The sequence below is a fragment of the Cryobacterium sp. Hb1 genome (assembly GCF_004403585.1).
Lineage (GTDB): Bacteria > Actinomycetota > Actinomycetes > Actinomycetales > Microbacteriaceae > Cryobacterium > Cryobacterium lyxosi.
The window spans coordinates 330,739-352,676 of the sequence record NZ_SOHI01000008.1 but is presented as its reverse complement, the minus strand read 5'-3'; the positions used below and the strand labels follow the sequence as shown (position 1 = coordinate 352,676).

General features: G+C 63.8%; 27 protein-coding genes. 25 read left to right on the top strand and 2 right to left on the bottom strand.

Translation table 11 applies throughout. From position 1 onward, the window contains the following. Position 1: 1 nt before the first annotated feature. The 11 genes from rplX (at position 2) to map (ending at position 6,931) form a co-directional block, all read left to right on the top strand. Positions 2–361: a 50S ribosomal protein L24 gene (gene rplX, locus E3T38_RS03530; protein ID WP_134546210.1), complete on the top strand. Its 360-nt coding sequence runs from the start codon at positions 2–4 to the stop codon at positions 359–361. Beyond that, on the top strand, positions 361–954 hold the full coding sequence (gene rplE / locus E3T38_RS03525; protein WP_104198461.1) for a 50S ribosomal protein L5: 594 nt from the start codon (positions 361–363) through the stop codon (positions 952–954). The genes rplX and rplE overlap by 1 nt, the downstream gene beginning before the upstream one ends. A 220-nt stretch (positions 955–1,174) precedes the next feature. Continuing rightward, positions 1,175–1,573 carry a 30S ribosomal protein S8 gene (gene rpsH / locus E3T38_RS03520; protein WP_092107248.1) on the top strand — a complete coding sequence of 133 codons (399 nt, stop codon included), beginning with the start codon at positions 1,175–1,177 and terminating at the stop codon, positions 1,571–1,573. 6 nt (positions 1,574–1,579) lie between these two features. Then, a complete protein-coding gene (rplF, locus tag E3T38_RS03515) occupies positions 1,580–2,116 on the top strand; it encodes a 50S ribosomal protein L6 (RefSeq protein WP_104127858.1) in 537 nt (178 codons plus the stop codon). A gap of 2 nt (positions 2,117–2,118) precedes the next feature. Beyond that, positions 2,119–2,490: a 50S ribosomal protein L18 gene (gene rplR, locus E3T38_RS03510; protein WP_134546208.1), complete on the top strand. Its 372-nt coding sequence runs from the start codon at positions 2,119–2,121 to the stop codon at positions 2,488–2,490. Continuing rightward, on the top strand, positions 2,487–3,194 hold the full coding sequence (rpsE, locus tag E3T38_RS03505) for a 30S ribosomal protein S5 (protein WP_370448980.1): 708 nt from the start codon (positions 2,487–2,489) through the stop codon (positions 3,192–3,194). Before rplR ends, rpsE begins: the two co-directional genes overlap by 4 nt. After that, complete coding sequence (rpmD, locus tag E3T38_RS03500; protein WP_066597599.1) at positions 3,194–3,376, top strand: 50S ribosomal protein L30; 183 nt, start codon at positions 3,194–3,196, stop codon at positions 3,374–3,376. The genes rpsE and rpmD overlap by 1 nt, the downstream gene beginning before the upstream one ends. Beyond that, the gene (gene rplO, locus E3T38_RS03495) at positions 3,376–3,918 is read left to right on the top strand and encodes a 50S ribosomal protein L15 (RefSeq protein WP_134546206.1); all 543 of its coding nucleotides are present in this window, start codon (positions 3,376–3,378) and stop codon (positions 3,916–3,918) included. Before rpmD ends, rplO begins: the two co-directional genes overlap by 1 nt. Positions 3,919–4,061: 143 nt before the next feature. Next, positions 4,062–5,384 carry a preprotein translocase subunit SecY gene (gene secY, locus E3T38_RS03490; RefSeq protein WP_134546204.1) on the top strand — a complete coding sequence of 441 codons (1,323 nt, stop codon included), beginning with the start codon at positions 4,062–4,064 and terminating at the stop codon, positions 5,382–5,384. Further along, positions 5,381–5,977 (top strand): adenylate kinase, encoded by a 597-nt coding sequence (locus E3T38_RS03485; protein ID WP_134546202.1) that lies wholly within the window; start codon positions 5,381–5,383, stop codon positions 5,975–5,977. The genes secY and E3T38_RS03485 overlap by 4 nt, the downstream gene beginning before the upstream one ends. A 123-nt stretch (positions 5,978–6,100) precedes the next feature. Further along, complete coding sequence (gene map / locus E3T38_RS03480) at positions 6,101–6,931, top strand: type I methionyl aminopeptidase (protein WP_241984269.1); 831 nt, start codon at positions 6,101–6,103, stop codon at positions 6,929–6,931. A 3-nt stretch (positions 6,932–6,934) separates the two neighbouring features. Here map and E3T38_RS03475 read toward each other — a convergent pair whose 3' ends face one another. Continuing rightward, positions 6,935–8,848 carry a transcription antiterminator gene (locus tag E3T38_RS03475; protein WP_134546200.1) on the bottom strand — a complete coding sequence of 638 codons (1,914 nt, stop codon included), beginning with the start codon at positions 8,846–8,848 and terminating at the stop codon, positions 6,935–6,937. 171 nt (positions 8,849–9,019) lie between these two features. Between E3T38_RS03475 and E3T38_RS03470 the strand changes: the two genes are divergently transcribed. The 14 genes from E3T38_RS03470 (at position 9,020) to E3T38_RS03405 (ending at position 19,892) form a co-directional block, all read left to right on the top strand. Continuing rightward, positions 9,020–9,331 (top strand): PTS sugar transporter subunit IIB, encoded by a 312-nt coding sequence (locus E3T38_RS03470; protein ID WP_134546198.1) that lies wholly within the window; start codon positions 9,020–9,022, stop codon positions 9,329–9,331. A gap of 53 nt (positions 9,332–9,384) precedes the next feature. Continuing rightward, the gene (locus E3T38_RS03465) at positions 9,385–9,651 is read left to right on the top strand and encodes an HPr family phosphocarrier protein (protein WP_134546448.1); all 267 of its coding nucleotides are present in this window, start codon (positions 9,385–9,387) and stop codon (positions 9,649–9,651) included. A gap of 10 nt (positions 9,652–9,661) precedes the next feature. Continuing rightward, positions 9,662–11,377, top strand: coding sequence for a phosphoenolpyruvate--protein phosphotransferase (ptsP, locus tag E3T38_RS03460; RefSeq protein ID WP_134546196.1), 1,716 nt, complete (start codon positions 9,662–9,664; stop codon positions 11,375–11,377). Beyond that, complete coding sequence (locus E3T38_RS03455) at positions 11,374–12,864, top strand: PTS mannitol transporter subunit IICB (protein WP_134546194.1); 1,491 nt, start codon at positions 11,374–11,376, stop codon at positions 12,862–12,864. Before ptsP ends, E3T38_RS03455 begins: the two co-directional genes overlap by 4 nt. Then, the gene (locus tag E3T38_RS03450) at positions 12,861–13,298 is read left to right on the top strand and encodes a PTS sugar transporter subunit IIA (protein ID WP_134546192.1); all 438 of its coding nucleotides are present in this window, start codon (positions 12,861–12,863) and stop codon (positions 13,296–13,298) included. The genes E3T38_RS03455 and E3T38_RS03450 overlap by 4 nt, the downstream gene beginning before the upstream one ends. Further along, complete coding sequence (locus tag E3T38_RS03445; protein WP_134546190.1) at positions 13,295–14,443, top strand: mannitol-1-phosphate 5-dehydrogenase; 1,149 nt, start codon at positions 13,295–13,297, stop codon at positions 14,441–14,443. The genes E3T38_RS03450 and E3T38_RS03445 overlap by 4 nt, the downstream gene beginning before the upstream one ends. 125 nt (positions 14,444–14,568) lie before the next feature. Next, positions 14,569–14,790, top strand: coding sequence for a translation initiation factor IF-1 (infA, locus tag E3T38_RS03440; RefSeq protein WP_035834638.1), 222 nt, complete (start codon positions 14,569–14,571; stop codon positions 14,788–14,790). A 67-nt stretch (positions 14,791–14,857) separates the two neighbouring features. Beyond that, positions 14,858–14,971, top strand: a complete 114-nt coding sequence (rpmJ, locus tag E3T38_RS03435; protein ID WP_035834639.1) for a 50S ribosomal protein L36 — start codon at positions 14,858–14,860, stop codon at positions 14,969–14,971. Between the two features lie 155 nt (positions 14,972–15,126). Then, positions 15,127–15,501: a 30S ribosomal protein S13 gene (rpsM, locus tag E3T38_RS03430; protein WP_092449488.1), complete on the top strand. Its 375-nt coding sequence runs from the start codon at positions 15,127–15,129 to the stop codon at positions 15,499–15,501. A gap of 46 nt (positions 15,502–15,547) precedes the next feature. Next, positions 15,548–15,946, top strand: coding sequence for a 30S ribosomal protein S11 (gene rpsK / locus E3T38_RS03425; RefSeq protein ID WP_092107270.1), 399 nt, complete (start codon positions 15,548–15,550; stop codon positions 15,944–15,946). 133 nt (positions 15,947–16,079) lie between these two features. Continuing rightward, positions 16,080–17,069: a DNA-directed RNA polymerase subunit alpha gene (locus E3T38_RS03420; protein ID WP_092107272.1), complete on the top strand. Its 990-nt coding sequence runs from the start codon at positions 16,080–16,082 to the stop codon at positions 17,067–17,069. 50 nt (positions 17,070–17,119) lie between these two features. After that, on the top strand, positions 17,120–17,680 hold the full coding sequence (gene rplQ, locus E3T38_RS03415; RefSeq protein WP_134546188.1) for a 50S ribosomal protein L17: 561 nt from the start codon (positions 17,120–17,122) through the stop codon (positions 17,678–17,680). Positions 17,681–17,766: 86 nt separating this feature from the next. Next, the gene (locus E3T38_RS03410; RefSeq protein ID WP_134546186.1) at positions 17,767–18,810 is read left to right on the top strand and encodes a GNAT family N-acetyltransferase; all 1,044 of its coding nucleotides are present in this window, start codon (positions 17,767–17,769) and stop codon (positions 18,808–18,810) included. Positions 18,811–18,848: 38 nt separating this feature from the next. After that, positions 18,849–19,892 (top strand): GNAT family N-acetyltransferase, encoded by a 1,044-nt coding sequence (locus E3T38_RS03405; RefSeq protein ID WP_134546184.1) that lies wholly within the window; start codon positions 18,849–18,851, stop codon positions 19,890–19,892. 3 nt (positions 19,893–19,895) lie between these two features. Here E3T38_RS03405 and E3T38_RS03400 read toward each other — a convergent pair whose 3' ends face one another. Next, a complete protein-coding gene (locus E3T38_RS03400) occupies positions 19,896–21,851 on the bottom strand; it encodes an acyltransferase family protein (protein WP_134546182.1) in 1,956 nt (651 codons plus the stop codon). Between the last annotated feature and the right edge of the window lie 87 nt (positions 21,852–21,938).

Here is a 21,938-nt window from a genome sequence, read left to right as displayed (position 1 = left end):
CATGGCCAGAATCAAAAAGGGTGACCTCGTTCAGGTCATCAGCGGCCGCAGCCAGGCTCGCGGCGGAGACCGTGGCAAGCAGGGCAAGATCATCTCCGTCGACGTCGAGAAGAACCGTGTCCTCGTTGAGGGCATCAACTTCGTGACCAAGCACGTTCGCGTCGGCCAGACCCAGCGCGGCACCAAGACGGGCGGCATCGAGACCTTCGAAGCCCCCATCCACGTGTCCAACGTTGCCGTCGTCGACCCGGAGACCAAGAAGCCGACCCGCGTCGGCTTCCGCCAGGAAGAGGTAACGAAGGACGGCGTCACCAAGACGGTCCGCATCCGTTACGCCAAGAAGTCAGGGAAGGACCTCTAATGACTGACACCATTACGGGCGCCGCGCCCGTCAAGGCCCTGCCGCGTCTGAAGCAGAAGTACCGCGATGAGATCAGTGCCAAGCTCTCCGAGGAACTCGGCTTCACCAACGTGCACCGTATCCCCACCCTGACGAAGATTGTCGTCAACATGGGTGTCGGAGAAGCAGCACGCGACGGCAAGGTGATGGACGGTGCGGTTTCTGACCTCACCAAGATCACCGGCCAGAAGCCGCAGGTCACCAAGGCTCGCAAGTCCATCGCGCAGTTCAAACTGCGTGAGGGACAGCCCATCGGCGCCCACGTCACTCTTCGTGGCGACCGCATGTGGGAGTTCCTGGACCGGCTGCTCAGCCTGGCCCTTCCGCGTATTCGTGACTTCCGCGGTCTGTCCGACAAGCAGTTCGACGGTGCGGGCAACTACACCTTCGGTCTGACCGAGCAGGTCATGTTCCACGAGATCGACCAGGACCGCATCGACCGCGTTCGCGGTATGGACATCACGGTTGTCACAACCGCGAAGTCCAACGACGAGGGTCGCGCGCTGCTCAAGGCGCTCGGCTTCCCGTTCAAGTCGGACGACGCACAGAAGTAGTCCAACTACACCGGAACAAATTCAACTAGAGTTGGGAGCTTGCGCTTAGCAGGCTCCCAACCCAGGTTGGTCCCGCCCGCATCCAGTGCATGAACACTGGGTAAGCCGGGCGCACACAGATTTTCACCCCGGAAGCCGATCAACCGATCGGGTTCCCCACCACCACAGGTCGTCATTCGTGTAACGGATGGGCGAAACCAGGCGAGAAAGGCACCACAAAATGACAATGACAGATCCGGTCGCAGACATGCTGACCAGACTGCGCAACGCGAACTCGGCGTATCACGACACCGTGTCCATGCCGCATAGCAAATTGAAAGCGCACATCGCTGACATCCTCAAGGCTCAGGGTTACATCTCCGCCTGGACCGTCAAGGATGCAACAGTAGGCAAGACCCTCACGCTGGACCTCAAATTCGGTCCGAACCGCGAGCGTTCCATCGTCGGCATCAAGCGGGTTTCCAAGCCCGGCCTGCGCGTGTACGCAAAGTCAACCGAGATCCCCACGGTTCTCGGTGGCCTCGGCGTTGCCATCCTGTCCACCTCCAGCGGTCTGCTCACCGACCGCCAGGCTGAGAAGAAGGGCGTAGGCGGAGAAGTTCTCGCCTACGTGTGGTAACTGAGAATGTCACGTATTGGAAGACTCCCCATCCCGATCCCCGCTGGGGTAACGGTTGTGGCTGACGGCCAGGCCGTCTCCGTCAAGGGCCCGAAGGGCGAGCTCGCTCTCGTCGTTTCCAATCCCATCTCGGTGTCGATCGAGGACGGTCACGTTCTCGTCACGCGTCCGAACGACGAACGCCAGTCGCGTTCGCTGCACGGTCTGACCCGCACCCTGATCAACAACCAGATCATCGGCGTAACCGTTGGTTACTCCAAGGGTCTTGAAATCGTCGGTACCGGTTACCGCGCGGCGCAGAAGGGCACCTCTGTTGAGTTCGCCCTCGGCTTCTCGCACCCGGTCGTCGTCGAGCCGCCTGTCGGAATCGTTTTGACCGTCGAGAGCGTCAACAAGCTCACGGTCAGCGGAATCGACAAGCAGGCCGTCGGCGAGGTTGCCGCCAACATCCGTAAGATTCGCAAGCCAGAGCCCTACAAGGGCAAGGGTGTGCGTTACGCCGGCGAGATTGTTCGCCGCAAGGCCGGAAAGAGCGGTAAGTAACCATGGGACTCGGAACTAGAGGCAAGAGCAAGACCGCAGCCCGCGGACGTCGACACACCCGTCTTCGCAAGAAGATCGAGGGAACGGCGCTTCGCCCGCGCCTTGTCGTCACACGCTCGGCTCGCCACGTATTCGTGCAGGTCGTCGACGACAGCAAGGGTTTCACCCTTGCGTCGGCGTCCACGCTCGAAACGGACTTGCGCACCTTCGATGGTGACAAGACCGCCAAGGCCCGCAAGGTCGGTGAGCTTGTCGCTGAGCGTGCGAAAGCCGCCGGCATCGAAGCCGTTGTATTTGACCGTGGTGGCAGCAAGTACGCAGGACGCGTCGCAGCCATCGCTGAAGGAGCTCGAGAGGGTGGATTGAACCTGTGAGCACTGAAAAGATCGAAACCACAGCACCTGTTGCTGCCGTTGCCGAGGCGCCGGTTGAAACCGCTGCCTCCACTGCTCCGCCGCAGAACGAGCCTCGCGAGGCTCGTCGTGGTGGGCGTGAGCGCAACCCGAACAAGGACCGCGGAAGCCGCGATGCCGACAAGAGCCAGTTCCTGGAGCGCGTCGTCACCATCAACCGCGTATCGAAGGTCGTCAAGGGTGGTCGTCGCTTCAGCTTCACCGCTCTCGTCGTCGTCGGTGACGGTAACGGCCTGGTTGGCGTTGGATACGGTAAGGCCCGCGAGGTCCCGACCGCTATCTCCAAGGGCGTTGAAGAGGCGAAGAAGAACTTCTTCCGCGTTCCTCGCGTTGGCCTGACCATCCCGCACCCCGTGCAGGGTGAGGCCGCAGCCGGCGTCGTTCTGCTTCGTCCGGCAGCAGCAGGTACCGGCGTTATCGCCGGTGGCCCGGTGCGCGCCGTACTCGAATGCGCTGGCATCCACGACGTACTGAGCAAGTCGCTCGGTTCGTCGAACACCATCAATATCGTGCACGCCACGGTTGCGGCACTGCACCAGCTCGAAGAGCCGCGTGCGGTTGCGGCTCGCCGCGGCCTCGCCTACGAAGACGTGGCTCCGGCTCGTTTTCTTCGTGCCGACGCTGCTGCAGCTGCAGCGGCTGCAACCGCGAAGGCAGGTGCCTGATGGCCCAGCTGAAGATCACACAGATCAAGTCCAAAATTAGTGAGAAGCAGAACCAGCGCGACACTCTTCGCAGCCTGGGTCTGCGACGTATTGGCGCCGTCACAATCCGCGAGGACAACTCGCAGAACCGTGGCTACGTCAACACCGTCGCTCACCTCGTAAAGGTCGAGGAGATTGACTAATGGCTGACGAGAAGGAAGCTACCAAAGTAGCCGACAAGCCTGCCACGAAAAAGGCCGCTGCACCCAAGAAGGCCGCTGTTGCAGCGGAGCCGACTGAGCCCCGCGAGCACGTGCTGAAGGTACACCACCTTCGCCCGGCGCCCGGAGCGAAGAAGGCCCGCCAGCGCGTTGGCCGTGGTGAAGGATCCAAGGGTAAGACCGCGGGTCGAGGCACCAAAGGCACGAAGGCACGCTACAGCGTGCGCGTTGGCTTCGAGGGTGGGCAGATGCCTCTGCACATGCGCACCCCGAAACTGCGTGGATTCAAGAACCCGTTCCGCGTCGAGTACCAGGTTGTCAACCTGGAAAAGCTCGAAGTGCTCTACCCGGACGGCGGCGATGTCACCATCGCCAGCCTGATCGCCAAGGGTGCAGTTCGTGACAATGAAAAAGTCAAGGTTCTGGGAACCGGTGAAATTACCGTTAAGCTGAACGTGACGGTCGACAAGGTCTCTGCTTCAGCTGAGCAGAAAATTGTTGCCGCGGGTGGATCTGTAAAGTAAGTCCGTAGACGCTCAGTCGAGCTTGTCGAATCCGTCAATCGAGTCAATCGTTTGGTGTGATTCGACAAGCTCGATCGTTTTAAGTCGAGTGCCGCTCTATATCGATCTGCATTGTCGATCTGCGTAAAAATCTGGAGGCCTTCTTGTTCAGCGCCATTGCGCGGATTTTCCGCACACCCGACCTTCGAAAGAAGATCGGCTTCACCCTGGGCATCATTGCTCTGTTCCGTTTGGGCTCGTTCGTTCCGACCCCTTTCGTGGACTTCGCGAATGTGCAGTTGTGTCTCGCTGCCAACCAGGGCACGAGCGGTCTCTACGAGCTCGTCAACCTCTTCAGCGGTGGCGCCCTGCTCCAGTTGAGTGTCTTTGCACTCGGAATCATGCCGTACATCACGGCCTCGATCATCGTGCAGTTGCTGCGCGTGGTCATCCCGCACTTTGACACCCTGTACAAAGAAGGTGCATCGGGCCAGAGCACCTTGACCCAGTACACCCGCTACCTGACCATCGCCCTGGGCATTCTGCAGTCGACCACATTGATCACCGTGGCCCGCAGCGGCGCCCTGTTCGGCACATCCGCCAGCACCGAATGCACGCAGCTGATCACCAACGATGCCTGGTACGCCATCATGCTCATGGTCATCACCATGACCGCCGGCACCGGCGTCATCATGTGGATGGGTGAGCTCGTCACCGAGCGCGGCGTCGGTAACGGCATGTCGCTCATGATTTTCATCTCGATCGCGGCATTGTTTCCCGGCTCGCTGAGCGCCATCGGCAACCAGCAGGGACTGAATACCCTCATCATCGTGCTGATCGTGGGCATTCTGGTGGTCGCCGGCGTCGTCTTCGTGGAGCAATCGCAACGAAGAATTCCCGTGCAGTACGCCAAACGCATGGTCGGGCGTCGCACCTACGGCGGCAACAACACCTACATTCCGATCAAGGTCAACATGGCCGGCGTGATTCCAGTGATCTTCGCCTCCTCGCTGCTGTACCTGCCGGCCCTGCTCGCGCAGTTCAACCAACCGGCAGCAGGCGCTGAAGCCCCGGCTTGGGTGGTGTGGATCTCGCAGAACCTCACCGGTGGTGACCAGCCGCTGTACATGGCAATGTATTTCCTGCTCATCATCGGCTTCACCTACTTCTACGTCGCTATCACGTTCAACCCCGAAGAAGTCGCCGACAACATGAAGAAGTATGGCGGGTTCATTCCCGGCATTCGGGCTGGCCGACCGACCGCCGAGTACCTCGACTTCGTGCTGACGCGCATCACTCTTCCCGGCTCGATCTACCTGGGCCTGATCGCTCTGATTCCGCTGATCGCGTTCTCGGTTGTCGGCGCCGACCAGAACTTCCCGTTCGGCGGCGCGAGCATTCTGATTATCGTCGGCGTGGGGCTTGAGACGGTCAAGCAGATCGACTCGCAACTACAGCAGCGACACTACGAGGGACTTCTTAAATGACGCGTTTACTGTTGATCGGCCCACCCGGTGCGGGCAAGGGTACGCAGGCCGAGCGCCTGGCGCTGGCCTGCGAAGTTCCCGCCATCTCCACCGGCGACATCTTTCGCTACAACGTGACCAACAAAACCGAGCTCGGGCTCGAGGTCAAGTCGTTCATGGATGCTGGCGCCTACGTGCCAGACACCCTCACCAACGCGATCGTTGCAGACCGATTGAAAGAAGCGGATGCTGCCGGCGGTTTTCTCCTCGACGGTTACCCGCGTACGACCGATCAGGTCGCTGAACTCGACCGTCTGCTCATTGCCGAGGGCACCCAGTTGGATGTCGTCGTGCTGATCACGGCCGACACCGACGAAGTTGTCGCGCGGCTGCTCAAGCGTGCTGTCGAGCAAGGCCGCGCGGACGACACGGCCGACGTCATCCGTCACCGTCTTGACGTCTACGCCGAACAGACCGCTCCATTGATCGACGTGTACGGCGCCCGTGGCCTCGTGGTCACCATCGACGGCCTCGGCGCCGTGGAAGAGGTCACCGAACGCATTCTTGCTGCGCTGACCGAACGAGGCCTGTGCGCCAGCGCCACCACGACCTGAACCAGGTTTTTTGAGCCGGTTTAGCCGTTTCGGGCCGGGCCTCACGGCCCGGCCCATCATCATGTGAACAGCCAGGTACGTAAAATATCGCTCCCGTCTTCGGAGCTAGTTTGTAGGAAATCAGTGAGTCTTCGTCGTTCCATCTACAAGAATCCAGCGCAACTGCGCCTCATGGTCGCGCCCGGTCTGGCCACCGCGGCATCGCTTCGGGCTGCCCGCGCGGCCCTGGTCGTCGGCGCCACCACTCTCGACATCGACGCCGCGGCCGAGGCCGCGATCCTGGCGCTGGGCGGCAAACCCAACTTTAAGCTCGAAGAGGGCTACCACCACACCGTGTGTGCGTCGGTGAACGATGACGTGGTGCACGGCATCCCCTCCGCACGCCGACTCGGCGCCGGCGACATCGTCTCGATCGACAGCGGCGCGATCATCGAAGGCTGGAATGGCGACGCCGCGTTCAGCTTCGTACTGCCCGACGCATCACGGCCCGAGGTCGTGGCCGAACGCCAGAAGCTCTCCGACGTGACCGAGCAGTCGCTCTGGCACGGTATCGCCCGACTGCACACCGCCCGGCACCTGAACGAGGTGGGCGATGCCATCGAAGACTATGTGGAATCGCAGGGCACCTACGGAATCCTCACCGACTACGTCGGCCACGGCATCGGACGCTCCATGCACGAGGCCCCGCCGGTGTTCAACTACCGTGTGCGCCAGAAGGGCCCCGACGTGAAGCCGGGCCTGGTCGTCGCCATCGAGCCGATGGTCGTGCTCGGATCGATCGACACCTACACCCGCGACGACGACTGGACCGTCGCCACGAGCGACGGCTTGGCCGCCGCGCACTGGGAACACAGCATCGCCGTGCACAAGGACGGCATCTGGGTACTGACCGCTGAAGACGGCGGAGCCGCCGGCCTCGCCCCGTTCGGCATCGTTCCCGTTCCGATCGCCTAGTGTCTATTGGTCGATGAGGTGCACGAGCTCGTCGATGAAGGACGGGAAGTCCACCGAGCGCTTGATGAGACGCTGCACGTCGGCGCGTTCGGTGAAAACCTCGACGAACTGATCGAAGACGGACTGGAACGACGCCCGCCCGGCAGCGCTGAACGCGATCAGGGCCACGACATTGACGCGGCTGTCACCCCAGGGCATGGGGGAGTCGTTGACCGCGATGGCGATGGACGTCTGCTGCGCGGTCATGGCCATGGCGTGGGGAACGGCGAGGTGGTCGGTGAAGGCGGTCGACGACATGCGCTCGCGCTCGATAGCGCCGTCGACATAGCTCGGGTCGATGAGTCCGCGCGCGACCATGCGCCCGCCGAGCTCGCGGATCATCGCCTCCTCGTCGGGGGCGGCGAAGTTGCGCAGGTAGAGGGACTCGTCGAAAAACTGCAGCAGGTCATTCTTGATGTGCGACCGCCGACGAAGCCGGCGCACACGGATGGCCGCCTCGCGGATTCGGTGCACGTCGCGCTCCGTGAGAAACGGCTGGATGACGATCACGCCCTCGGCCGGGACCGGCGGATCGATCGTGGTGAGCACGAGGTCGGCGCGAAGGTCTGCCCACGGCACGTCACTGCGCGTGATCTGGTCCACGATGGTCAAGTCATCACCGAGAACCCGTTCGATGCGCTGACGCAACTGCACGTGCATCGTGTAGTAATTGGGGCAGACGATCACGCAGGAGACGAGTTGCTCGGATTGCGAATGCTGTTCCAGGTATGACCCGACGTGCATCGCGATGTAGGCGATCTCGTCATCGTTGATGTGGATCTGCTCCTGACGCTGCAGTTCGCTCGCGATGAACACAGCGAGTTCGTAGATCATCGGATAAGCGGTCTTGATCGACCGGGTGAGCGGGTTCCGTGAGTAATCCCGCACCTGGGCGCGGTCGATGAGGTTGCGCACGTGCAGCGTGAGTCGGGTGATGAAATCCTCGTCGGCCAGGTCGACAAGGTATTCCTCGCTGGTCTGGGCCACGATGCGTCGCACAACCTCGAGGTCCCCGGCACAGGCAACGGTTGCGCTGATCGCGTCGGTGGCCTCGTCATGTCCGGGCGTCACTACCCGGGTCTGGAGAAGGAGCACGAGATAGGCGAGGTCGGTGACATCCAGCACGACGCCGAAATGGGTGTCGATGAGACTGGCCAACGCGACCGTGAGGTGTGCGCCGACGGCTGGTGCGTCGTCGGCCCGGGCTGCAGCGCGCTTGCTCACCCGGTCCACGGCGATGGCCACGTGCAGCAGAACATTGTTGGTGCCGTACTCATTCACGAAATAACCCTGGGCGTCGAGCATGGCGATCAGGTCGGTCTTGAACGCACCGAGGCTGTCGGACGCGAATTCCTTCTGGATCGCCGCGAGTTCGAGAAAACCGCGGGCGAACTCCTCACGGAACATCCGGCTGATCAGGCGACGCCGGTCGGTTTCGGATCCGAGAAGGGTCACCCTGCTGCCGTGGCGAGCCAGGGAGAGTCCCGTGCCTGGCAGTAATGCGCGCACTCGGGACAGATCGGCCTCGACGGTGGAGTCACTCACGAAAGTATCGGCCGCGAGCTCATAGACATCAAGGCCTTCTGCCGAGTCGATGACACGACGAACCAGCTGGTACAAACGGCGCTGCGGTGTGTCGTTCTCTCGGTGCTGCCCCGGCGGTACTGCACGGAATGCCGTGTAGGCCTCACGGTTGACGCGGTAGCCGGCCGGCCCCGACTCGATCACCTCGAGCGGATCCGCCGCCGTCTTCACGCTCGTGACGTAGCTGCGCACCGTGCGCGCAGTCACGCCGAGGTGTTCGCCCAGTTCACCCGCCGTGACCCAGTCCGGGGAGCGGAAGAGATAGTCGAGCATCCTCGATTGCTTATCGCTCATTGTGCCTTGTTCTGTGCCTTGTTCTCTGTCGTGCGCGGTCCCAACACCTTGATCTTATCCGCCGAACCCGAGCTTTTCCGGGGGTGCGGAAACGAGTCTGGTGGCCCCCGGACGAGGTGCCCGGCAGACTTCACTGAGCGTGTTGTGCGTCGACGACGAAAGGGTGAATCGATGAGGATTCATATTGTATGTGGCGCCGGTGCGTCCAGCACGTTCGTGGCGCTGCGGCTGCGCAGGAGCGCGGCGGCCCGGGGCGTTGCGGCTCAGGTGACCGCCGGAAGCGAATCAGATCTGGCGAACGTGCTGCCGGTCATCGATGTGCTACTCGTGGGTCCGCATCTGGAAGCGCTGTTCGCCCGGATCCAGCAGCAGGCCGCAGCGGCCGGCGTGCAGGCCAGCCTGATGTCCACGACGGTCTTCACCGCCCGCGATGGCGAAGAGGCCCTCGACCTGGTTCTCGTGATGGCCGGCACCCGTTCATGACTCGGGGAAACCAACCCATGCTGCACAACTCAGACGCAACGAAAGGCACCGCAATGCTCGAACGAACGGTTCTCATCGGATCCACCAATGGACTGCACGCCCGTCCGGCGAAACTCTTTAGCCAGGCCGCCGCGGCCGCGGGTATTCCCGTCACGCTCACCAAGACCGGCGGCAAGACCGTGAACGCCGCGAGCATCCTCGGCGTCATTTCCCTCGGCATCGGCCACGGCGACGAGGTCACCCTTGCGGCCGATGGTGACACGGCCGAGACTCTCCTCGACGAGCTGGCCGGGCTGCTGCTCATCGACCACGACGCTTAAGGAATCCGTTATGGAACTGCAGGGAATCGGAATCGGCCAGGGTGTCGTTGTGGGCCGTGTCGTGCGCATGCCCGACCCGCTACCCGACCCCGTCGCCACGCCCAGCGCGCTGACCCCGGCGGAAGAGGGCGACCGGGTCGCCGCAGCGCTCGGCGCCGTCGCCGCCGACCTCCTCGCCCGCGCGGCGCGGGCCGGTGGAATGGCCGGCGAGGTCCTCGAGGCCCAGTCCATGATGGCTGAGGACCCCAGCCTCGTTGACGACGTCACACTGCGGCTCGCCGCCGGCGCGACTGCCGAGCGAGCGGTCTTCGAAGCCTTCGCGGCCTTTCGAGACATGCTGACCGGGCTCGGCGGCTACCTGGCCGAGCGAGCGGGCGACCTCGACGACGTCTCCCAGCGAGTCGTCGCGCATCTCCACGGAGTCTCGGCGCCCGGGGTACCCGACCGGGGACATCCGTTTATTCTTGTGGCTCGCGACCTGGCTCCGGCCGATACCGCCACCCTCGACCTGAGCCAGGTGCTCGGTCTCATCACCCTCGACGGGGGTCCCACCTCGCACACCGCCATTTTGGCACGCGAGAAGTCCATCGTGGCCATCGTGCGCACGAACGGTGCGGCGGGCCTCACCGATGGCGACGAGGTCATTCTCGACGCCGCGAACAACCTGGTGATCACATCACCCAGTGCCGAGCAACTCTCCTCAGCCCACGCACGTGTGGCCGCCCGGGCGGCCCGCGCGCTCGCGCCGGTGTCGCCGGGCCGCCTCGCGGACGGCACCCCCATTCCGCTGCTGTCGAACCTCGGGTCGGCCGACGGCGCGGCCGCGGCCGTCGCCCTCGGCGCGGAGGGCGTTGGCCTGTTCCGCACCGAATTCCTGTTTCTCGACGCCGTCACCGCGCCGACCGTGGCCGAGCAGCGCACCGAATACGAGCGGATGCTGCGCGCCTTCCCCGGCAAGAAGGTCGTGGTACGGGCGCTGGATGCCGGTGCGGACAAACCGCTGGCCTTCCTCAACGACGCCCGCGAAGAAAACCCGGCCCTCGGCCTGCGGGGACTGCGCGCGCTGCGCGCATCCGAACAGATCCTGCGCGACCAACTGGAAGCGCTCGCCCAGGCGGACGCCGCCACCGACGCTGACCTGTGGGTGATGGCCCCGATGGTCGCCACCGTCGAGGAGACCCGCTACTTCGTGGCACTCGCGCGCGAGCTCGGACTCAGGACTGCCGGGGTGATGATCGAGATCCCCGCCGCCGCCCTTCTCGCCGATCGTATTCTGCAGCATGCCGACTTCGCCTCGATCGGCACGAACGACCTCACCCAGTACACGCTCGCGGCCGATCGCCTGCTCGGCTCCGTGGCCGCATTTCAAGATCCCTGGAACCCTGCTGTATTGCGCCTGGTGGCCGAGGTCGGTGCCGCCGGTGCCGCGCTCGGCAAGCCCGTCGGCGTGTGCGGTGAGGCCGCCGCGGATCCACTGCTCGCCCTGGTGCTCGTCGGCCTGGGCGCAACGAGCCTCTCGATGTCAGCCTCGGCCCTCGCCGACGTGCGAGCGGTCCTGGCGGACTTCACCAGTGCGCAGGCCCGGCTGTTGGCCGAGCTTGCCCTCGCAGCCGAGGACGCGGTATCCGCCCGCGAAGTGGTCACGACCCAGGCCGCCATATTTCTTGATTCATCTTCTTGTTGTGAACCCTCCCCTACAGCACACCCTAGAAAGGTACTGAAATGACGACGACGTCAGCCGACACCAAGCGAACGGGCACTCGAGTGCACGTGCAGCGCTTTGGCACATTCCTCAGCGGAATGGTCATGCCCAACATTCCCGCCTTCATCGCATGGGGACTGATCACCGCGCTGTTCATCCCCACCGGATGGACCCCCAACGAGACGTTTGCAACCCTCGTCGACCCGATGATCATCTACATGCTGCCGCTGCTGATCGCCAACACGGGTGGCCGCATGATCTATGACACCCGCGGTGGCGTGATCGCCACGATCGCCACGATGGGTGTGATTGTCGGCAGCAGCATACCGATGTTCATCGGAGCCATGATCGTAGGTCCGCTCGCCGCCTACCTCCTCAAGAAGGTCGACAGCATCTGGGAGGGCAAGATCAAGGCCGGCTTCGAGATGCTCGTGAACAACTTCACGGCGGGAATCCTCGGAGCCATCCTCGCCCTCGGCGCGTTCGTCGGCATCGCCCCGCTCGTGACCGGGCTGAGCAAACTGCTCGAAACCGGTGTCGACTTTCTGATCGCCAACGGATTGCTGCCCCTCGCGAGCATCCTGATCGAACCGGGCAAGGTCCTCTTCCTCAATAACGCCATCAACCATGGCGTGCTCACCCCGCTCGGCGTGCAGCAGGTATCCGACACCGGCAAATCGATCCTGTTCCTGCTCGAGGCCAATCCCGGTCCCGGACTGGGAATCCTGCTCGCGTTCACAATCTTTGGAACCGGCATCGCCCGGGCCAGTGCGCCCGGCGCGATCATCATCCAGTTCCTCGGCGGCATCCACGAGATCTACTTCCCCTACGTGCTCATGAAGCCGATTCTCATCCTGGCCGCCATTGGCGGCGGTATGACCGGTGTGGCTATCAACGTGGCATTCGCCACCGGCCTGCGCGCTCCCGCCTCGCCCGGCAGCATCTTCGCCGTGCTTTTCCAGACCTCGCCGGACAGCTACATCGGCGTCATCCTGTCGGTTATCGGTGCGGCAGCGGTCTCCTTCCTGATCGCCGCCGTCATCCTGCGCGCCAGCCGTCGCCGTGACCTCGCTGATGGTGCCGGTCTCGACCTGACCGCCGCCGTGGCGAAGACCCAGGCCAATAAGGGCAAATCCAGTTCGGTGCTCGGTAGCCTCGTCGGCTCCACCGAAACGGATGCCGCAGCCGGCGGCAACGCCCCCACTCGCGACTTCCGCAACATCGTGTTCGCGTGCGACGCCGGAATGGGCTCGAGTGCGATGGGCGCCTCCGTGCTGCGCAACAAGATCAAGAAGGCCGGCATCGCGGGAATCACGGTGACCAACCAGGCCATCGCCAACCTCGACGGCAGCGCCGATCTCGTGATCACACACCAGGACCTGACCGACCGTGCGCGGGCCAAGTCACCCGACTCCGTGCATGTCTCCGTCGACAACTTCATGAACAGCCCGAAGTACGACGAAGTCGTGGGCATGCTCGAGCACCAGACCAACGAAGGAGTCATCTCATGAGCCAGATCCTCGAACCCCGTGACCTGATCGCCCGCGGTACGGCCCGTACGCGCGACGAGGCGATTCGCGAGGCCGGCGGCCTGCTCGTGGCGTCCGGCGCCGTGAGCGATGACTACGTGGCGTCCATGTTCGAGCGCGAAGCATCCGTTTCGACGTACATGGGCAACTTCCTCGCCATCCCGCACGGCACGAACGACGCGAAGGAGTCCATCCTGCGCTCCGCCCTGTCGCTCGTGCGCTATGCCGAACCGATCGATTGGAACGGCCAGCCGGTGCGCTTCGCCGTGGGCATCGCGGGGCTCAACAATGAGCACCTCGAGATCCTCTCCAAGATCGCCATCGTGTTCTCCGACGAAGACGAGGTGGCCAAACTCATCGACGCCGGCTCGGCCGAAGAAATTTACGCCCTGCTCGAGGAGGTCAACGCAGAATGAAGGCTATTCACTTCGGCGCGGGCAACATCGGACGCGGCTTTGTCGGACTCCTGCTGCACGAAGCCGGGTACGAGGTGGTCTTCGCCGACGTGAATGCGAGCCTCATCGACGCGCTGCACGCCGCACCCAGCTATGAGGTGCACGAGAAGGGGGAGGGGGCACGCCAGCACACGGTGACGGGGTTTCGCGCCATCAACAGCGCCACCGACAGCGACGCGCTGATCGACGAGATCGCCACGGCCGACATCGTGACGACGGCCGTCGGACCGAACATCCTCAAGTTCGTTGCCCCGCTCATCGCGGCGGGGCTGGCTCGCCGGGCAGTGTCGCTGCCGCCGCTGGCCGTGATGGCGTGCGAGAACGCCATCAACGCCACCGACCTTCTCGCCGAGCACGTGCACAGCCACGTGACCGGTGCCGACTGGCCGGCCGTCTCGGCACGCGCCGCCTTCGCGAATACGGCCGTCGACCGCATCGTGCCCAACCAGGCGGCGGATGCCGGCCTGACGGTGACGGTGGAGGCCTTCTATGAATGGGTCATCGAACGCGGTGCATTCGGCGACGCGGTTCCGGTCATTCCGGGAGCCACGTTCGTGGATAATCTTTTGCCCTATATCGAACGCAAGCTTTTCACGGTGAACACCGGGCACGCCACCATCGCCTACCTCGGCAGCCGCGCCGGCGTCAGTACGATCGCAGAGGCGCTGGACGTGCCGGCTGTCGTGCTCGCCGCCCGCGCCGTGCTCGAAGAGACGTCGGCGTTGCTCGTCGCCAAACACGGACTCGACGAAGCCGCCCAGCGCGCCTACCGTGAGAAGATCCTCGTTCGGTTCAGCAACCCGGCCCTGCTCGACACCGTCGAACGAGTGGGCCGCCAGCCGCTGCGCAAGCTCAGCCGCAACGAGCGGTTCATCGGCCCGGCCGCGGAATTGATCGAATCGGGCCTCATGCCCGAGGCGCTTGTGGGCGCCATCGGTGCGGTGCTGCGCTTTGACGTTGCGGACGACGAGCAGAGCGTCGAGCTGCAACGGATGCTCCGAGTCGAAAGCGCAGAGCAGGTGGTTCTGCAGGTCTGCGGGCTCGATGCAGCGCATCCACTCTTCGCGTCTGTCGTGCGTGAAGTACGACGCGCGCAGGGATTATAGGACTGAATTGCCAAAAGGCAATCTCATACCATAAGATTGACCCTTGGTGTCTGGTATAGCCCTTTCGGGCGTGTCCGGCATCAATCCCGCATGACCAGCAATCAATACAGAGCGACAGTGAGGGTATGGCCAAAAAAGACGGTGTCATCGAAATCGAGGGCGCAGTAGTCGAAGCTCTGCCCAACGCGATGTTTCGCGTTGAGCTGTCAAACGGCCACCGAGTTCTTGCCCATATCTCGGGCAAGATGCGTCAGCACTACATCCGCATCCTCCCGGAGGACCGCGTGATCGTTGAGTTGAGTCCTTACGATCTGACCCGTGGCCGGATCGTCTACCGCTACAAGTAACGGCTGCTGTAAGTAACGGCCCGCGGCATCCCGAGGGTACGAAGACAGCGAAAAACAAGGAATCACCATGAAGGTCAAGCCCAGCGTCAAAAAGATCTGTGACAAGTGCAAGGTCATCCGCCGTAACGGCAACGTGATGGTCATCTGCGAGAACCCGCGTCACAAGCAGCGCCAGGGTTAAATCCGTCGCGACTTGTCGCTTCGAGATTTACCTGAGTACACGCACTAAATAAGCACATCTAGATAGCAGTTCCGGGAACCCTTCGGGGTGACACCATCGGCTGGAGGCCGGTGTACAGGAGCTGTTACAGACCTCCATCATTAACAGGAGACACAATGGCACGTCTAGCCGGCGTCGACATCCCGCGCGATAAGCGCGTGGAAGTTGCATTGACTTACATTTACGGTGTTGGCCGTACGAGGGCCCTCAAGACCCTCGCCGACACTGGAATCGACGGAAACATCCGCGTCAAGGATTTGAGCGACGACCAGCTCGTCCTTCTCCGCGACTACGTCGAGGGTACCTTCAAGGTTGAGGGTGACCTCCGCCGTGAGGTCGCCGCTGACATCCGCCGCAAGGTTGAAATTGGCAGCTACGAGGGCATTCGCCACCGCAAGGGCCTGCCCGTTCGCGGTCAGCGCACCAAAACCAACGCTCGCACCCGCAAGGGCCCGAAGCGCACCGTAGCCGGCAAGAAGAAGGCGCGCTAGGCCCTCGGCCTAGCCCGCTAACGCCTTTAGGATTCAGGAGAAATTCATGGCACAACCCAAGTCGGCCGTACGGAAGCCGCGTAAGAAAGAAAAGAAGAACGTTGCTGTGGGCCAAGCCCACATCAAGAGCACCTTCAACAACACGATCGTGTCGATCACCGACACGACCGGGGCCGTCATCAGCTGGGCCTCGTCCGGCCAGGTTGGTTTCAAGGGTTCGCGCAAGTCGACCCCTTTCGCTGCTCAGCTTGCGGCCGAATCGGCCGCCCGCCAGGCGCAGGAACACGGCATGAAGAAGGTTGACGTCTTCGTGAAGGGACCCGGTTCGGGCCGCGAGACCGCGATCCGTTCGCTTCAGGCCGCTGGCCTCGAGGTCGGTTCGATCAACGACGTGACGCCCCAGGCTCACAACGGATGCCGTCCGCCGAAGCGCCGCCGCGTCTAAAGCACACGCTGTCATCTCGACGGGCTCGGTACTTGATTGTTACCGGGCCCCGTCGAGACTCTTTTCTTTCACTTTTCACTCTCTCGTCATTGCAAGTGTCATATAGCGGACACTTAGCCGAAAGGAATCAACAGTGCTTATTGCACAGCGTCCAACGCTCACCGAAGAGAACATCTCGGAGTTCCGTTCACGGTTCATCATTGAGCCGCTCGAACCCGGCTTCGGCTACACCCTCGGCAACTCGCTTCGCCGTACCCTGCTCTCCTCGATCCCGGGCGCTGCTGTAACCAGCATCCGTATCGATGGCGTGCTGCACGAGTTCAGCACCGTTCCCGGTGTGAAGGAAGATGTCACTGAGATCATCCTGAACATCAAGGGCCTCGTTGTTTCGAGCGAGCACGACGAACCCATCACCGCGTACCTGCGCAAGCAGGGTGCCGGCCAGGTTACCGCCGCTGACATTTCGGCTCCGGCCGGCGTCGAGGTGCACAACCCGGAACTGGTGATCGCAACCCTCAACGACAAGGCGAAGTTCGAACTCGAACTGACCATTGAGCGTGGCCGTGGTTACGTCTCCAGCACCCAGAACCGCAACGAGTTCTCCGAAGCCGGCCAGATTCCGGTCGACTCGATCTACTCGCCGGTACTCAAGGTGACCTACCGGGTCGAAGCGACTCGCGCCGGTGAGCGCACCGACTTCGATCGCCTCGTCGTTGACGTGGAGACCAAGTCGGCTATTTCGCCGCGCGACGCCATCGCATCCTCCGGTCGCACCCTGACCGAACTGTTCGGTCTGGCCCGCGAGCTCAACACCGCTGCCGAGGGCATCGAGATCGGCCCCGCGCCGGTTGACGCTGTGCTCTCGACCGAGCTTTCGATTCCGATCGAAGACCTCGACCTGTCGGTGCGCTCGTACAACTGCCTCAAGCGCGAAGGCATCAACAACGTCAGTGAACTGGTCGCCCTGTCGGAGACCCAGCTGATGAACATCCGCAACTTCGGGCAGAAGTCGGTTGACGAAGTGAAGGACAAGCTCGTTGAGCTCGGCCTGTCCCTGAAGGATTCGGTTCCCGGATTCGACGGCGCGCACTTCTACAGCGGCTACGAAGAAGAGACCATTTAAGGCTCGCGCTTCAACGCTGCCTTTCGATTTTTTGATACTGGAGATTACCAATGCCTAAGCCCACAAAGGGCCCCCGTCTCGGTGGCGGCCCGGCGCACGAGCGCCTCATGCTTGCGAACCTGGCCGCGGCCCTGTTCACCCACAAGTCGATCAAGACGACCGAGACCCGTGCCAAGCGCCTGCGTCCGCTCGCCGAGCGCATGGTGCAGTTCGCCAAGCGCGGCGACCTGCACGCGCGTCGTCGCGTCCTCGCGACGATCACCGACAAGACCGTCGTGCACGAGCTGTTCACGGTCATCGCCCCGCAGGTCAACGAGCGTCAGGGCGGTTACACCCGCATCACGAAGCTCGGTTTCCGCAAGGGTGACAACGCTTCGATGGTGCAGATGGAGCTCGTTCTCGAGCCCCTGACCCCCAAGGTCAAGCGTTCCAAGACCGCGACCGTTGCTGCGACCCCCGTGGGAAGCGACAACGTCGTTATCGACGACGTTGTAGCTGACGACGTTGTCGTCGAGGAGACCGTCGTAGCTGACGACGTCGTGGCTGACGACGTCGTGGCTGAAGACGCAGCAGCCGATGACGCCGTTGCCGATGAGGCCGACAAGAAGTAGCACCACCACCAAGGGAGGGCCAACAGCTGTTGGCCCTCCCTTTTTGTGTATCCGTCCGTCTCGGCTGCCGAAGATAGGGTTGAGAAATGGATCAACGCGAGACTCCGCTGGGTGAGCGCATCGGTATCGTTCCGGCGCCGGTGCTTCCGGTGCACCGGGACGTCCCTACCTGGCGAGCAGCCACCAGCGACGACATCGACGGTATCTGGCAGCTGCGCCGCGCCATGGGCGAAGTCGACCACCCCAACTACCTCACGGCGCGCGGGGCGATCGCCGCAGACTTCGGCTACTCTCATTTTCACCCGGAGCTCGACTCGCTGGTCGGCGTCGACCAGGCTGGCCGCATCGTCGCGGTCGGCATGGTCATGTTCCCGCCTCGTCAGGTGACTCTGGTGCGGTCGATGCCGATCGGCGGGGTGCACCCGTCACTGCGCGGCCGCGGGATCGGCCGCCAACTCCTGGCCTGGCAGCTGGGCCGGGCCAAGCAGCAACTCGCGTCGTCGACCAAGGCGCTGCCCGGTTGGATCCTCACCCATGCCGACGAACGCTCACCGCAGAACGCGGCCTTGTTCGAGCGCGGCGGCCTGACCCTCGAGCGCTACTTTCTCACTCTCGAGCGACCGCTGGATGCCCCGGTGCGCGTCGTCGACGCGGCCGACGGCATCCGCATCGCCGTCTATGCCCCTGCCGCCGCGACCGAAGTGCACGCCGCCCGCGACGACGCGTTCATGGACCACTGGGGCAGCCAGCCGATGAGTGACGAGAACTGGAACGCCTTCGTCGGCGGACAGTGGTTTCGCCCCGACCTCTCGTTTGTGGCCTACGGCACCGATTCGACCGGAACCGAACGGGTCGTCGGCTTCGTCCTGTCGACCGCGAACGAGAACGTCTGGGCCACCCAGGGTTTCATCGGCAGCTACATCGACCTGGTCGGTGTTTTGAACGGATGGCGCGGCCGTCACATTGCACAATCGTTGCTGGCCGCCCAACTCGCGGCCGGGCAGGCTCTCGGGCATGAGCGGGTGACCCTCGCGGTCGACTCGGCCAGCCCCACCGGCGCCCTCGGCCTGTACACCGGCATGGGATTCGTACCCACCCACCGCAAGCTGGCCTACACCCTCGAATTCTAACGCTGGCCCCGGTCGGGGTCGCGTGGATAGGGTGAGGCATGACCGTTCCCACGACTCCGCTCTCTGCGCGCGTGACTGCGCTCTCGTCGCTGCCTGTTCCCGACCATGCCGATGTCGCCCTGTGGCGGCCGGCGACGGCCGCCGACACCGACGCCATCTGGCAGCTCGAATTAGCGATCGGCCGCGTCGACCACCCCAACTACGTTCGTGAGCGCGATGACGTGAGCGAGGCATTCACCTTCTCCTTCATTGACGTTGACGCCGACACCCTCGTCGCTTTCGACGCTGACGGGCGCCTCGTCGCCCACGGTCTCGTGCTGCTCCAGCCGGGGCAGGAGACGCTGGTGAAATCCAACCTCGGCGGCGGGGTACTGCCCGAAATGCGCGGCCGCGGCATCGGTCGCCAACTGCTGAACTGGCAGGTAGCCCGCGGTAAACAGCAACTGGCGACTTCCGACAAGCTGCTGCCCGGCTGGATCTCCACATCCTGTGACGAGCGTGCCCCACAGAACGTCAGACTCTACGAACGATTCGATCTAGCGTGCACCCGAAACTTCCTTTCGCTCGACCGCATGCTCGTCGACCCGATTCGTGAATTCGTGCTGGCCGCGGGTATCCGTTTGGCTGGTTATACGCCGGAGCTCTCGAACGCCGTGCACGCCGCACGCGACGCGGCATTCATGGACCACTGGTCCAGCCAGCCGATTCCCGACGAAAGCTGGAACTCCTACGTGACCGGCCCCTCTTTCGTCGACGATCTCTCGTTCGTTGCGTTCGGAACAGAACCCGACGGCAGTGAGCACGTCGTCGGTTTCATCATGTCGAGCGTCAACGAACAGGACTGGGCGGCGGCCGGCTACCGCAGCAGCTATATCGGGCTCGTCGGCGTGCTGAACGGATGGCGCGGCCGGCACATCGCGCAGGCCCTGTTAGCGGCGCAGCTGGCCGCCAGCCGCGCCGCCGGGCACGAGCGCGCCACCCTCGATGTGGACTCGGCGAGCCCGACCGGTGCGCTCGACCTGTACACGGGCATGGGCTTTTTCGCCACCAATCGGGAGTTCGCCTACGTGCTCGAGTTCTGATTGTCAGCGGTACGGCGGCGAACTGGGCGCGTCCGGGTCGCGAATCAGCCAGCTGTTGTCGGGTAGCGGCGGCACCGCCGCGAGACGCTCCAGCGCGGCATGCACCTCGTCGGCGTAGAGCTGGCCGCCGGTCGGCCCCGGATGCACGTGATCGCCGGCCAGCAGGTCGAGTCGCCCCGCGATCGCGTCGTGCCAGTTTGCGAGCTCGACCCGACGATTGCCGGCAGCGAAATCAGCAAGCCGGGCGTTAACTGCGGCGGTCCAGTCGCGTTCCGCGTAGGCGTTCACGAGCACGAGCCGCCGGTCGGGTCCGAGAATGCGCAGGATCTCGGTGAGTTCATCGGTCGTGATCGGCCCGTTGGTGCCGAGCCCGATCACCACAACCGGCTGTAACTGGCCTGCCGCCGCGAGGGCCACCAATATGTCGTCTGCGGAATACATCCCGCGGGAGACCGACGCGTCAACGGTCATCCCCGCAAAGGTAGCCTGCAACTCCGGCGCCGAGGCCAGCATGACCGAGTCGCCGATGGCGGTGATCGGGCTCTCGGCCAGGGCGGGGGCGACTGCGGCTTGGCGGGCCGCCTCGGTGGCCGCGGCCTGCGCGGCGACCCGCGCCGCAGCATCCATTGCCCGCTGACCCCGTTCGATGCGCAGTTGCGACGAGGTCTGCGCTGGCGCTGCTACGACGGCGGCCGTGGTGCCGCCGACCAGCAGCAGCGATAAGGCGGCCGTCGCTGCAACCAAGCGGCGGCGACGGGTAGGCCCGGTCCACAGCGCACCGATTCGACGGATGCTGGCGCGCACGCCGATCCGCCGGATCGGCACTTCCAGCCAGCGATAGGACGCGCCCGCCAGGACCACGGTGATGACCGAGGCGAGCAGACCGATCGGCAGCAGGCTGCCGGCCGGGGACGACGCCGGCCAGAGCAGCTGGACCAGCACGAGAACCGGCCAGTGCCACAGGTAGATGCCGTAGGAGCGCTCACCGAGGTAGCGGAGCGGCGCTGCATCGAGCAGTCGCCCGAACCGGCCACCGCGTACTCCCGCCCAGATGGCGACGGCGGTGGCCAGGGACACCGCGACGAGGCCGCCACGGTAGGTGATCGTGCCGTCTTCCGGCAGCCAGAGGGCGAAGGCGATGATCGCTAGAATCGCGCCGCCGCCGAGCCACGGACGCATCCGGGGCAGTTCGTTGCGCTGCCCGCTCGGGCGGCGCAGCAGCAGGGCCAGGGCGGCGCCTGCGAATAAGCCGAAACTGTGCGTGTCCGAGCCGTAGTACACCCGGGTGGGGTCGGCGCCGGGCTGGTAGAGCACACCCATCCACAGGGCCGAGGCGACGAACAGTGTGGTGACGATGGCGAGTCGCACGCGGGGACGGCGAACCAGCAGGACGGCCATCAGGAGCAGCGGCCAGACCAGGTAGAACTGCTCTTCCACGGCAAGGGACCAGAGGTTGCGCAGCAGTTCGGGTTCATTGAGGCTGAAATAGCTGGCGTCGTTTGCGATCGACACCCAGTTATAGCCGAAAGTGCTGGCCCCGAGCAGTTGCCCGCCGAGACTCACGAGCACGTCGCCGCCAATGACGAACGCGATGGTGCAGCAGATCAGGACGACCGGAATGAGTGGGGGTATCAGTCGACGGGCGCGCCGTTGCCAGAACCGACGCAGGGAGATATGCCCGGTGTGAGTGTGCTCGGAAACGAGCAGACCGGTGATCAGAAAACCGCTGATGACGAAGAAAACGTCGACGCCGATGAAGCCGCCCGGCAGTACCGCGGGAAAGAAATGATAGAGCGCGACGGCGATGACGGCGAGGGCGCGCAGGCCGTCGAGGCCGGCCAGTCGCCCCCTGCTCGGGGCGTTTTTCGGCCCCAGGACCGGTGTGTTCGCGGGGCCGATTGCGGACGATGCTGACCGAGTCCTCCCGGTGAACGGGAACGACAGCGGGGAACGAGTCATGGGCAACACAGCGTTTCTTGGCACTCTTTATGGGGGTAGACCATAGGCCGGAGTCAACGATAACCCGAGCGCGCCGCCTAGGCTTAC

Coding starts and splice junctions, on each gene's coding strand:
- rplX (WP_134546210.1), top strand. CDS start 2: ATGGCCAGAATCAAAAAGGGTGACCTCGTTCAGGTCATCAGCGGCCGC.
- rplE (WP_104198461.1), top strand. CDS start 361: ATGACTGACACCATTACGGGCGCCGCGCCCGTCAAGGCCCTGCCGCGT.
- rpsH (WP_092107248.1), top strand. CDS start 1,175: ATGACAATGACAGATCCGGTCGCAGACATGCTGACCAGACTGCGCAAC.
- rplF (WP_104127858.1), top strand. CDS start 1,580: ATGTCACGTATTGGAAGACTCCCCATCCCGATCCCCGCTGGGGTAACG.
- rplR (WP_134546208.1), top strand. CDS start 2,119: ATGGGACTCGGAACTAGAGGCAAGAGCAAGACCGCAGCCCGCGGACGT.
- rpmD (WP_066597599.1), top strand. CDS start 3,194: ATGGCCCAGCTGAAGATCACACAGATCAAGTCCAAAATTAGTGAGAAG.
- rplO (WP_134546206.1), top strand. CDS start 3,376: ATGGCTGACGAGAAGGAAGCTACCAAAGTAGCCGACAAGCCTGCCACG.
- E3T38_RS03485 (WP_134546202.1), top strand. CDS start 5,381: ATGACGCGTTTACTGTTGATCGGCCCACCCGGTGCGGGCAAGGGTACG.
- E3T38_RS03475 (WP_134546200.1), bottom strand. CDS start 8,848: ATGAGCGATAAGCAATCGAGGATGCTCGACTATCTCTTCCGCTCCCCG.
- E3T38_RS03470 (WP_134546198.1), top strand. CDS start 9,020: ATGAGGATTCATATTGTATGTGGCGCCGGTGCGTCCAGCACGTTCGTG.
- E3T38_RS03465 (WP_134546448.1), top strand. CDS start 9,385: ATGCTCGAACGAACGGTTCTCATCGGATCCACCAATGGACTGCACGCC.
- ptsP (WP_134546196.1), top strand. CDS start 9,662: ATGGAACTGCAGGGAATCGGAATCGGCCAGGGTGTCGTTGTGGGCCGT.
- E3T38_RS03455 (WP_134546194.1), top strand. CDS start 11,374: ATGACGACGACGTCAGCCGACACCAAGCGAACGGGCACTCGAGTGCAC.
- E3T38_RS03450 (WP_134546192.1), top strand. CDS start 12,861: ATGAGCCAGATCCTCGAACCCCGTGACCTGATCGCCCGCGGTACGGCC.
- E3T38_RS03445 (WP_134546190.1), top strand. CDS start 13,295: ATGAAGGCTATTCACTTCGGCGCGGGCAACATCGGACGCGGCTTTGTC.
- infA (WP_035834638.1), top strand. CDS start 14,569: ATGGCCAAAAAAGACGGTGTCATCGAAATCGAGGGCGCAGTAGTCGAA.
- rpmJ (WP_035834639.1), top strand. CDS start 14,858: ATGAAGGTCAAGCCCAGCGTCAAAAAGATCTGTGACAAGTGCAAGGTC.
- rpsM (WP_092449488.1), top strand. CDS start 15,127: ATGGCACGTCTAGCCGGCGTCGACATCCCGCGCGATAAGCGCGTGGAA.
- rpsK (WP_092107270.1), top strand. CDS start 15,548: ATGGCACAACCCAAGTCGGCCGTACGGAAGCCGCGTAAGAAAGAAAAG.
- rplQ (WP_134546188.1), top strand. CDS start 17,120: ATGCCTAAGCCCACAAAGGGCCCCCGTCTCGGTGGCGGCCCGGCGCAC.
- E3T38_RS03410 (WP_134546186.1), top strand. CDS start 17,767: ATGGATCAACGCGAGACTCCGCTGGGTGAGCGCATCGGTATCGTTCCG.
- E3T38_RS03405 (WP_134546184.1), top strand. CDS start 18,849: ATGACCGTTCCCACGACTCCGCTCTCTGCGCGCGTGACTGCGCTCTCG.
- E3T38_RS03400 (WP_134546182.1), bottom strand. CDS start 21,851: ATGACTCGTTCCCCGCTGTCGTTCCCGTTCACCGGGAGGACTCGGTCA.